This is a genomic window from Nostoc sp. C057, from assembly GCF_013393925.1.
GTDB classification, from domain to species: domain Bacteria; phylum Cyanobacteriota; class Cyanobacteriia; order Cyanobacteriales; family Nostocaceae; genus Nostoc; species Nostoc muscorum_A.
In genome coordinates this window covers 3,820,999-3,832,786 of the sequence record NZ_CP040281.1, presented here as the reverse complement: position 1 = coordinate 3,832,786, position 11,788 = coordinate 3,820,999, and the positions used below count along the sequence as shown (strand labels likewise).

Annotated in this window: 4 protein-coding genes; all 4 read left to right on the top strand. The window is 41.6% G+C overall.

Annotation, left to right across the window (positions count from 1 at the left end; genetic code table 11):
- The first annotated feature begins 6 nt into the window (after positions 1-6).
- From FD724_RS16455 to FD724_RS16440, 4 genes are read left to right on the top strand one after another with little or no spacing between them, the layout of a single operon-like run.
- Positions 7-912: a class I SAM-dependent methyltransferase gene (locus tag FD724_RS16455; RefSeq protein WP_179073369.1), complete on the top strand. Its 906-nt coding sequence runs from the start codon at positions 7-9 to the stop codon at positions 910-912.
- Positions 913-934: 22 nt separating this feature from the next.
- Entirely contained in the window at positions 935-1,975 is a 1,041-nt protein-coding gene (locus FD724_RS16450; RefSeq protein ID WP_179073368.1) for a TauD/TfdA family dioxygenase, read from the top strand.
- A gap of 30 nt (positions 1,976-2,005) precedes the next feature.
- Positions 2,006-10,795, top strand: coding sequence for a non-ribosomal peptide synthetase (locus FD724_RS16445; RefSeq protein WP_179073367.1), 8,790 nt, complete (start codon positions 2,006-2,008; stop codon positions 10,793-10,795).
- A gap of 43 nt (positions 10,796-10,838) precedes the next feature.
- Positions 10,839-11,603 (top strand): class I SAM-dependent methyltransferase, encoded by a 765-nt coding sequence (locus FD724_RS16440; protein ID WP_179073366.1) that lies wholly within the window; start codon positions 10,839-10,841, stop codon positions 11,601-11,603.
- The last annotated feature ends 185 nt before the right edge of the window (positions 11,604-11,788 follow it).

Sequence of the window (11,788 nt, the reverse complement as noted above, 5' to 3'; positions counted from 1 at the left end):
GCATCAATGAACTTAATCCAATCATTAAAAAGTTTTCCGCGTCAATTTAGGGCATTTTTACAGCCAAATGATTTAAGTAAAGTAGCGGCTCTTTATGCCCATGAAGAATGGCCTAGACTGCGGTTTGCTCATCGCTACCAAAGTCATTTTGCTCCCCTAAAATGGAAAAAACTCAAGATTTTGGCAATTGGTGTAGGGGGTTACGAAGATCACACAATTGGAGGTGAGGCTTTAAAAACTTTTAAAACTTATTTTCCAAATAGTATGATCTACGGTATTGATATTGTCGATAAAAGGTATTTAGAAGAAGACCGAATTAAAATATTTCACGGCGATCAAAATGATGAATCTTTTATGAAAGATGTTTTCAATGAAACAGGAGCATTAGATATCATCATTGAAGATGGCAGTTCGGCTAATGAACATCATATTAAAGCCTTCTACAAATTTTTCCCTGTACTCAACGAAGGTGGGATTTATGCTGCGGAAAATATTCATCATTCTTACTGGCCAAGTCTTGGACAAAAGTGGTCAGACTTTGCTCAAGAAAGTGTGATGATGCAAAATTGGGTAAACGTGGGTGGAAGTCTTGACTTGAACGACCCAAAAACTGTGATGAATATGTTCAAAAAATTAGTTGATGGATTGAATTATGAAGAATTTTTAAATCCCGGCTATACTCCATCTTATTTTGATAAAAATATTGTTTCTTTGCACTTTTACCATAATTTAGTAATTGTGTATAAAGGCGACAATAGTGAAGGTAGCAATTTTATTGAAAACAACACATTGCAACCATTCGTTTTGGAAACTCTGGGTGTCAATTCATTGGATGATCTGGGGCTAGAATTTCCAGAAATCGACCAGAAAGCAGATGAAATGAGTTTGACTTTTACCACTATTAAAAGCTGAAGGGAATTCGTGGAGCAAAATTATGAAAATTCCAGAGTCCCCAAAACTTAGTCTCAATGAGTTACGAATAACAAAACGGCAAGGTATCAATGTTTCGCCAGCCGAATTGATTAAAGCAGTACCTTTAGTGGCAGGAAATTCGCTTCCTTTGCTTATCCAACCCACTGTAGATGCAGTGAATTTAGTTGCTTGGGCGATGAGTAATCGGGAGTTGATTACAAATCATCTGTTTAAGCATGGCGGAATTCTGTTTCGGAATTTTCAGGTGAAGAACTATTTGGAGTTTGAGCAGTTTATCAAAAACGTGACTGGAGAGTTACTGGAATATCGCGATCGCTCTTCACCACGCAGCCCAATCCAAGGTAATATTTATACTTCAACTGACTATCCTGCTAACTCAAGTATTTTTCTGCACAGTGAACTTTCTTACGCCAAAACCTGGCCTCTAAAGATTTTCTTTTTTTGTATTCAGCCTGCACAACAAGGAGGAGAAACACCAATTGCCGACACTCGCAAATTGTTGCAACGGATTGATGGTAAGATTTGCGATCGCTTCAGTCAAAAAGGAGTTATGTATGTGCGTAACTTTGGCGACGGCTTTGGCTTACCTTGGCAAACAGTTTTTCAAACAACCAATCCATCTGAGGTAGAAGCATTTTGTCGCAGCAATGGCATTGAGTTCGAGTGGAAAGAGGGTAATCGTTTGAGAACCCGTCAAGTTCGTCAAGCGGTTGCTACACACCCGCACACAAATGAACTAGTGTGGTTTAATCACGCTGCCTTCTTTCATATCTCAACTTTGGAACCAAGTATACGCGAACCATTATTAGCAGAGTTCCCAGAATCAGATTTGCCCCACAATACTTATTACGGTGATGGTTCAGCAATTGAACCTGCTGTACTAGATGAAATTCGCTCTGCTTACCAACAAGAAATGGTTATTTTTCCCTGGCAAGCTGGAGATATTTTAATGCTCGATAATATGCTTACAGCGCATGGACGGATGCCATTTGTGGGTGCGCGAAAGATTGCAGTGGGAATGGCAGAACAATACAGTAATTAATATATTTAGTGGCAAGTACGGAGAATCATAATGCTAGAGGAAATGCAAGGTTTTCGACTCTCACCCCAGCAAAAACATCTGTGGCAATTGCAAGAAATTGATAACCTCCCTTATCGTTCTCAGTGTGCTGTTTTGATTGAGGGAGATTTAGATGTCAATATTTTAAAATTAGTCTTAGAAATAGTTGTCAATCGCCACGAAATTCTCCGTACAAACTTTCGCTCTCTACCTGGAATGACTATCCCATTGCAGGTAATTGGTAAGCAGAAGATAAATTGGGATAACACTTATGATTTGAGCAGTTTGACACCTCAAGAGCAAGAAAACTCGCTGACAGAATTATTTCATAAAATCAGTCAACAGCCTTTTGATATTGTACAAGCTTCTCCTTTGCAGCTATCTTTAGTGACTTTATCGGCATCCAAATATGTATTAATTGTAAGCTTACCAGGGCTTTGTGCAGATATTACTACACTAGAAATTTTGGTGCAAGAAATTAGTCAGTCTTATGCAGCTTGGTTAAAAGGTGAAGAAATAGAGAATGAAGCATTACAATATGCAGACCTAGCGGAATGGCAAAATGAATTGTTGGAAGGAGCAGAGACAGAAGCTGGTAGAGACTATTGGGAAAAACAAAATATCGCCTTGGATTTACAAGGGTTAAAACTTCCTTTTGAAAAACAATCTGCTGACGAATTAGTATTTAAACCACAAACGCAAAGTTTTGCGATCGCTCCTGAATTAATAAAACAAATCGATATTCTAAATCAATATAATAATACTTCAATATTTGAGTTTTTATTGGCTTGCTGGCAGATTTTAAATTGGCGCTTAACTAAACAAGAAAATCTGACAATAGGCATGGCTTTTGCCGGAAGAAAATATCAAGAGATAGAGACAGTTGTTGGACTATTTTCTAAATATTTACCGTTAACTATTAATATAGAAGCAACATCTAAAATTAAAGATATTGTATACAGCAATAAAAAATCAATTCAGCAGTTAGATAAAATCCAAGATTATTTTAACTGGGAACAAATAGCAGGATTAATACAAAATAACTTACGTTTCTTTCCACTTTGTTTTGAATTTGCAGAACAGCCAGATAAGTATCTAGCTGCTGATGTATCGTTTACAATTTATCAACAGTATACCTGTATTGAACGGTTCACATTAAAACTTTCTTGCCTGCGCCAAGATGACACATTAACAGCAGAATTGCACTACGACTCTAGCGTATTCCAGGCAGAAGACATTAAACGTTTGATAGAGCAATTTCAGACTTTATTGGCTAGTGCGATCGCTAATCCAGATGCGACAATCAGCGAGTTAGAGGTTCTCAGCCAAATTGAGAGACACCAACTGCTATACGAGGTGAATAATAATCAGCGCGATTATCCACAAACTAAATGTATTCACCAACTGTTTGAAGAACAAGCGCAAAAAACACCTGATAACATTGCCATTGTCTTTGAAGACCAACAACTGACTTATGCACAGTTGAACAGCAAAGTCAATCAACTAGCTCACTACTTGCAACAACAAGGAGTTAAGGCGGAAGTTGTGGTGGGACTTTGCACAGAGCGAACGCTAGAAATGATGATTGGATTATTAGGAATCCTCAAAGCTGGTGGCGCATACTTACCGCTAGATCCAACTTTGCCACAGGGAAGTCTGAACTTACGCTTGCAAGGCGTTCAAGTAGATATCATTTTGACACAACAGCGTTGGCTAGATATTTTGCCAACAGATGCAGCCAAGGTAATCTGTTTAGATACAGACTGGGAAGTTATTGCTCAAAACAAAGATGAGAATCCCAGCAGTGAAGTGACACCTGAGAATTTAGTCTATGTACTGTTCACCTCTGGTTCTACAGGTAAACCGAAGGGAGTTGCGATCGCACATCAACAACTTCTTAATTACGTCAATGCCATTATAGATAGGTTAAACCTGCCAGCCGGTATCAACTTCGCCACTGTTTCCACCTTGGCTGCCGACTTGGGTAACACCGTTATCTTTCCTGCTCTTTGTACAGGAGGATGTCTGCATTTGATATCATATCAGCGTGCTACAGATTCAGCTGCCTTAGCAGAATACTGTGGCAAACATCCAATCGATTGTCTTAAGATTGTCCCCTCTCACCTAGCCTCGCTTTTGGCATCTTCCTCGGCTAAGTCAATCTTGCCCCGTCAGCGATTGATCCTGGGTGGTGAAGTTGCTAATTGGCATTTAATCGAGCAGATTCAGCACTATACCCCAGATTGCCTAATCTTCAATCACTACGGGCCGACAGAAGCTTGTGTCGGTGTATGTACCCTAGAGATTGTGCCTGAGCAAGTCGAGCGTCATTTAGCAGCAACAGTCCCCCTTGGTCGCTCAATTGCTAACACCCAAGTATATATTTTAGAAGAAAACTACAAACTAGCTCCCCTAGGAGTCAAGGGCGAAATCTACATTGGTGGTGCGGGTCTTGCTCGATGCTATCTCAATCAGCCCGATCAAACAGCTTTGAAATTTATTCCCCATCCTTACAGCGACATACCGGGAGCGCGACTTTACAAAACTGGTGACTTAGGTCGTTATCTGCCAAACGGCACGATTGAATTTCTTGGCCGTATCGACAACCAAGTTAAAATTCGGGGTTTCCGTATCGAACTGGGTGAAATTGAAGCTGTATTAAATCAGTATCCTCATGTGCGAGAGGTTGTAGTTTTAGTAAGAGAATCAGAATCTGGGCAAAAATATCTGGCAGCTTTTGTTGTACCTTCCGAAGAATCCCCTTGCTCGACCAATGAACTGCGCGGCTATATTCGGGACAGGTTGCCTGAGTATATGCTACCTTCAACCTTTATTATCCTCAAAGCATTACCACTAACTCCCAACGGCAAGGTAGACCGTCAGGCGTTGCTAGAACTTAACCCCGTGCGCCCTGAATTAGAAACCAGTTTGGTAACTCCTCGCACGCCAGTTGAAGAAGTACTAGCGGGAATTTGGATTGGGCTGCTTGGTATTGAGCGTGTGGGCATCCACAATAACTTTTTTGAATTGGGAGGGCACTCGTTATTAGCTACACAAGTTGTTTCCCAAGTGCGCGAAGCCTTCCAAGTAGAGATGCGGTTACGTAGTTTGTTTGAGAAACCTACGATCGCCGGACTTGCGGAACTGATTGAAACGACAATGAGGAGCGGTGAGAAATTAGAAATTCCACCAATTGAGCGCGTTCCTCGGAATGAAGCATTGCCTTTATCTTTTGCCCAGCAAAGATTGTGGTTCCTTGACCAATTAGATCCGAGCAATCCTTTTTACAACATCTCCAGTGCGATTTTACTTAAAGGCTCACTCAATGTCCCAATTTTAGAGCAGAGTTTTCAAGAAATTGTGCAACGCCATGAAGCTTTGCGAACTAGTTTTGTCAACGTCAATGGCGAACCAGTGCAAGTTATTGCGCCAGCACTCAACATCACCTTACCAGTGGTGGATCTTCAGAAGTTATCTCTAGAGGAACGAGAGGCGGAGACACGACGGCTGACTAATTTGCACGCACGGCATTCTTTTGACTTAACTCAAAGTCCATTGCTACAAACCACCTTGTTGCAATTGGCAGAGGATGAGCATATTTTGCTGTTCACCATCCACCACATTGTTGCTGATGCTTGGTCAGCAGGGGTGCTGATTCGGGAAGTGGCTGCACTTTATGAATCATTCTCTACTAGCACGCTTTTACTATTGCCCAATCTGCCTATCCAATACGCAGACTTTACCTTATGGCAGCGACAGTGGTTGCAAACAGAGGTACGTTCCTCCCAGATGGCTTATTGGAAACAGCAGTTAGGTGGAAATTTACCAGTGCTGCAACTCCCAAGCGATCGCCAGCGCCCAGCTATTCAAACCTTTAGAGGCAAAAAGCAGTCGTGGTTTATTCCTCAAACTCTCTCCCAGGCGCTCAAGTCAATTTCGCAACGGGAAGCAGTCACTCTATTCATGACAATGCTTGCAGCATTCAAAACCTTGCTGTATCGTTATACAAGTCAAACTGATATCCTCGTCGGTTCTCCGATCGCTAATCGCAACCGCAGTGAGATAGAACGACTAATCGGCTTTTTTGTCAATACCCTGGTTTTGCGTACCGACTTATCAGGGAATCCGAGTTTTAGAGAATTGCTGCGGCGAATTCGAGAAGTAACACTGGATGCTTATACTCACCAAGATTTACCCTTTGAGCAGCTAGTTGCAGAGTTACAACCAGACCGCAACCTGGGACATACGCCGCTATTTCAAGTGATGTTCGTGTTGCAGAATGCTCCAATGGAAACACTGAAGCTTTCAGGATTGAGTCTGACTCCGGTGGAAGTAGACACTGAAATAGCCAAATTTGATTTAACTTTGTCGCTGACTGACACTGCACAAGGATTAATCGGGGTGTTCGAGTACAACACCGATTTATTTGACTCAGCTGCGATCGCTAGGATGCAAGGACATTTTCAAACCTTGCTAGAAGGAATTGTCGCCAATCCAGACCAGCAGCTATCAGATTTACCAATTTTGACCCAGGCAGAACAACAGCAACTACTAGTAGATTGGAATGACTTGCAAGCTGATTATCCGAAAGTTTGTATTCATCAGTTGTTTGAGGCGCAGGTAGAGCGAACACCGAATGCGATTGCAGTAGTTTTTGCAGATCAACAACTTACCTATCAAGAGCTAAATACCCGCGCAAATCAGCTAGCACACCATTTACAAACATTGGGTGTAGGAAAAGAAACCCTAGTGGGAATTTGTGTGGAGCGATCGCTAGAAATGATTATTGGACTATTGGGCATCCTAAAAGCGGGTGGTGCATATTTACCAATCGATCCAGCCTATCCTGCGGAACGCCTCGCATTCATGCTAGAAGATGCCCAAGTCTCAGTACTGCTAACTCAACAAAATTTACTAGCGGCGTTGCCACAACATCAAGCTCAGGTAGTATGTCTGGAGAAAATTCCCAAAGTTATTGCTGACAATCCCATTCACAACGCCACTGCTGACAACTTGGCTTATGTGATTTACACCTCCGGTTCTACTGGTCAACCAAAAGGAGTGCAGATTACCCACAGTGCTGTCGTTAACTTCTTAAGTACGATGCGCCTGAATCCTGGGCTGACTCAGCAAGATATCCTGCTCTCTGTCACCACATTATCCTTTGATATTGCCGCACTAGAACTATATCTGCCATTAATTACTGGCGCTCGTTTGGTAATAGTCAGCCGTCAAGTGGCAACTGATGCTACGCAGTTATCAGAACAGCTAGTTTCTTCTGGTGCTACAGTCATGCAAGCTACGCCAGCTACCTGGAGGCTGCTGCTAGCTGCTGGGTGGCAAGGTAGTAGTAGGCTAAAAATTCTTTGTGGCGGTGAAGCCCTCGATCGCAGTCTTGCCGATCAGTTGCTCAAAGGAGGTTGCCAAGTGTGGAACTTATACGGGCCAACAGAAACCACCATTTGGTCAGCGATTCACAAGGTAGACGAGCAAATGGAGCGACAAGATGGCATCGTCTCTATCGGTCGCCCCATTGCCAACACACAATTCTATATTTTAGATCCAGGGCAGAAACTAGTTCCTGTGGGAATTTCGGGTGAATTGCATATTGGTGGTGCTGGATTAGCTCGTGGTTATCTTCACAGACCAGAACTCACAGCTGAGAAGTTCATCTCGCACCCCTTTCAAAGCAGAGTGAAAGAAGACCAATTCTCAAAGAAGTATCGCCTTTACAAAACTGGGGACTTGGTTCGCTACCGAGCCGACGGAACCATAGAGTTTTTGGGACGGATCGATCATCAGGTGAAAGTTCGGGGCTTCCGTATCGAACTCGGAGAAATTGAAGCCTTACTGAACCAACATCCAGAGGTGCAGACAAGTGTAGTTGTGATTCAGGGCGATGAACCCAGCGATCGCCGTTTGGTAGCTTATGTAGTTCTTCAGTGCGATCGGGTAGTGGCAATTAGTGAACTAAGCCGCTTTTTAGAGAAGAAACTACCAAGTTATATGATACCAAGAGCCTTTGTGATTTTGGAAGCACTGCCCTTAACACCTAATGGCAAAATAGACCGCCGTGCCTTGCCTGCGTTTGATCCAGCCAGACCCCATCTCGAAGGAAGTGCGATCGCACCTCGCAATCCAGTTGAAGAGGTATTAGCCGGGATTTGGCAAGAAGTTCTGGGTGTGGAAATCCTTAGTATCTATGACAATTTCTTTGAGTTAGGCGGGCATTCACTATTAGCAACCAGAGTTATTTCTCGTGTGAAGAAAGCTTTTGAGGTCGATTTACCTCTACGTGGTTTATTTGAGTCACCAACGATAGCTCGATTAGCCGCAGAAATTCACAAGGCAATGAAAGCAGAAATAGTCAGAGAAATTCCGCCCATTCAGCGCGTTGCCAGAGATGGTCATTTACCCCTGTCGTTTGCCCAACAAAGATTATGGTTATTAGAGCAACTCCAACCAGACAGCTTTATGTACAACATACCTGTCGCTGTGCGGTTCATAGGTTCTTTGAATGTGCCTTTGCTAGAACAGAGTTTGAATGAAATTGTCCGTCGTCACGAAGTCCTAAATACTACTTTTTATATGGTAGATGGACAACCATTTCAGGCGATTCCCACCGAAAGCGGCGCTAACATCTCAACCCAAACTGTGACATTGCCAGTGTTAGACCTGCGCGACTTACCAGAGGTAGAACGGGAAGTTAAAATTCAACAACTCATTATCGAGTCAGCCCAACACACTTTTGATCTAGCCCAAGCTCCATTAATGCGATGCACTGTCCTATGCGTCGGTGAACAAGACCATATAGTATTGTTCACAATCCACCATATTGTTTCAGATGGCTGGTCAATGGGTATATTCATTCGGGAGTTAGCATTACTGTACGAAGCCTTTTCTTGTAACAAACCTTCTCTACTTCCAGAATTACCCATCCAATATGCAGACTTTGCTGTGTGGCAAAGACAGTGGTTACAAGGAGAAGTACTAGAAACTCAACTCGCCTACTGGAAGCAACAATTGGGGAATAACCTCCCTGTAATGCAATTATCAGATCGTCCCCGCACAGACATTAAAACCCGCCGGGGTGCTTCTCAAACTTTTGTAATTCCTCCTCAAAATTCCTTAGCACTGCAAACCCTCTCACGCCAGCAGGGTGTCACCTTATTTATGACCTTGCTAGCAGGATTTCAGGTGTTACTACAACGCTACACAAATCAAGATGACATTGTGATTGGCACTGATGTCGCTAACCGCAACTTAGCTGAAACTGAGTTGCTGATAGGTTTTTTTGTGAATCTGCTTGTCTTACGCACCGACTTGAGTGGTAATCCAAGTTTTCGAGAGTTGCTTGGGCGAGTGCGTCAAGTTGCATTAGGAGCTTATGCTCATCAAGACTTGCCTTTTGATGAATTAGTAAAAGCTCTACAACCAGAGCGAAATTTAAGCAACACTCCGCCATTATTTCAGGTATTATTTGTCCTCCAAAATGCACCCATGCCACCTTTGGAATTACCAGGACTAACCTTAAGTTTATTAGAAATTGAACACAAAGTCGCTAGATTTGATTTAGCACTATTTCTGACTGAAACAGAGCAAGGAATTTCAGGTAAGTGGCAATATAACTCTGACTTATTTGATGCCAGCACTATCACTCTTATGACCGATCGCTTCCAGACACTTCTTAACAGTATAATTTCACAACCCGATGCTCGGATTGGTAGCTTAGAAATGCTTACCGAAGCTGAAAGAAAACAACAAGCTATACAAAAAAAAGAACGTAAAGCCTTTAATCAGAAAAAGTTAATCGGCATTACTCCCCAAGCTGTTAGCTTGTTACCAGAAAGATTGGTAAAAACTAATTATCTCCAATCTGGGCAAACATTTCCTCTCGTAATTCAGCCAGCTACAGACGATATTGATTTGGTAGCTTGGGCTAAAACTAACCAGGAATTTATCCAGACAGAATTATTAAAGTATGGGGCAATTTTATTTCGAGGTTTTAATGTAGAATTAGTCTCAGAATTTGAAAGTTTTGCTCAGACAATTTCGCCAGACTTGTTTGGTGATTATGGTGATTTACCTCGGACTGGAGAAGGTGGTAAAGTTTATGGTTCTACCCCTTATCCACCTGATAAAGCAATCCTTTTTCATAATGAAAGCTCTCATTTACATCAGTGGCCGCTGAAAATTTGGTTTTTCTGCGTGCAACCAGCACAACAAGGTGGAGAAACACCGATTATAGACTGCCGCAAAGCTTACAAAATTCTCAATACCAAGCTGCGGGAAAGATTAGATCAAAAACAATTAATGTATGTTCGTCACTATACAAATGGTCTAGATGTAAGCTGGCAAAACTTCTTTCGTACAGATGACAAATCTATCGTAGAAAATTATTGTCGTCAGACTAAAATTGATTTTGAATGGTATGATGATAACAGTCTAATTACGCGCCAAGTTCGTCCAGCTTTAGCAGTACATCCAAAAACGAACGAACCTGTATTTTTTAATCAAATTCAGTTACACCATATAGCGTATCTAGATCCAGAAGTTCGGGAATCTTTATTGTCTACTTTTGGAGATAAAAAGCTACCGCGTAATGTTTATTACGGAGACGGTACTCCTATAGAAGACTCAGTTATTGCAGAAATAAATGAAGTTTATCAGCAGTCTCAGACTAGCTTTACTTGGCAAAAAACCGATATTTTGATGTTAGACAATATGCTGACTGCTCACGGCCGAAATCCATATATAGGTTCTCGCAAACTTGTTGTAGCAATGGCAGAAATGATTCAGTAATCGAAAAAATATAAATAAATTCCATTAAAAGGAGGATAAATACTTGATATCTTCAGAACAACGCAATACGAATCATGATGCTATCGCTTCCATCTACGACTTGAAAAGTCTACTAGAACGCCACGACATTGTGCTGGAGTATATAGACAAATTAATCCTTCAAAATATTCCAGAAGGAGCGCATATTTTTGACCTCGGTTGCGGTACAGGACAAATTGCCCAACGGCTATTAAAAAGAGGTTATCAAGTAACTGGGCTTGATAGCTCTGAAGGAATGCTTAATATTGCTCGTGAGAATGCACCAGAAGCTGAGTTTATTCTAGATGATGCCCGCTTTTTTAAATTACCGCCAACTTTTCATGCAGTTATTTCCACAGATGTAGTTCTGAATTATATCCTCAGCATTGAAGAATTACAGAATACATTGCAAAACGTGTATGATGCTTTGCTAGAAAATGGTATATTTGCCTTTGAATTATATCTAGAAGAATTATGTGAATCAAATTGGAAAAATAACGAATCTGGTGGGGGTGTTAAAGAAGATAATGTCTGGGTTGATATTTGGAGCTACGATCCAAATACCAAAATAGGTCGAAAAGACACCACCAGATTTGAATTTATAAATGGTAACTGGCAACGCTTAGACAGAAGCTTTTTCTTAAAAGCTTATTCAACAGCAGAAGTTAAAATAGCTCTGGAAAAAGTAGGATTTACAGAAGTTAGTATCTATGATATTAACCGCGAACTTGAACTAAATAAAACCTCTGAAGCTGCCTGCTTCGTTTGTCGTAAACAGCTAAGTAACTAGGCATAACTCAGCAATATTGTATTTTATTTATGAAGAATAATGCTAAATATAACCATCCTAAATAAGTCTTGAACATCTCCAATTCTTCTCTCTGCGTTCTCTGCGCGGCAGTCACTCATGGGGGAAACCCCCAAGATCGCGCTGCCTTGCCTCTGTGGTTAATTTATTTTTAAAATGATTTAGGA

Bases quoted from the DNA above. Each gene is read 5' to 3' on its own strand.
- FD724_RS16455 (WP_179073369.1), top strand. From the start codon at position 7: ATGAACTTAATCCAATCATTAAAAAGTTTTCCGCGTCAATTTAGGGCA.
- FD724_RS16450 (WP_179073368.1), top strand. From the start codon at position 935: ATGAAAATTCCAGAGTCCCCAAAACTTAGTCTCAATGAGTTACGAATA.
- FD724_RS16445 (WP_179073367.1), top strand. From the start codon at position 2,006: ATGCTAGAGGAAATGCAAGGTTTTCGACTCTCACCCCAGCAAAAACAT.